This window comes from Ewingella sp. S1.OA.A_B6 (genome assembly GCF_049889095.1).
Taxonomy (GTDB): domain Bacteria; phylum Pseudomonadota; class Gammaproteobacteria; order Enterobacterales; family Enterobacteriaceae; genus Ewingella.
In genome coordinates, this window is record NZ_JBLJFK010000050.1 from 1 (window position 1) to 298 (window position 298).

Consider the following 298-nt stretch of genomic DNA (forward strand, 5'->3'; position numbering starts at 1 on the left):
ATTTTTTAAAAAAACATATCGCTGATTACAATACCGCCAGAGACGTGCCCGCTTTGAATAATCACTTGGGTGCGACCAGTCGTTTATCACCCTATTTGGCAATCGGTATGCTATCGCCCAGATTATGCTATCTCAAAGCCAGACAAAGGCTGAACGGTCAGCAAGGACTGGGAAGTGAGAAAGACATCATGCGCTGGATTAGCGAGCTGGCTTGGCGCGATTTTTATTATGACGTTATGGTTAACCGTCCAGATATCGTTAAAGGCAAGGCGTTTTTGACCCCACTCGATGAATCTGT

General features: G+C 45.3%; 1 pseudogene. It reads left to right on the top strand.

From position 1 onward, the window contains the following. Positions 1–298 (top strand): annotated as a pseudogene (locus ACMV8I_RS21420) (hypothetical protein); the annotation flags it as partial.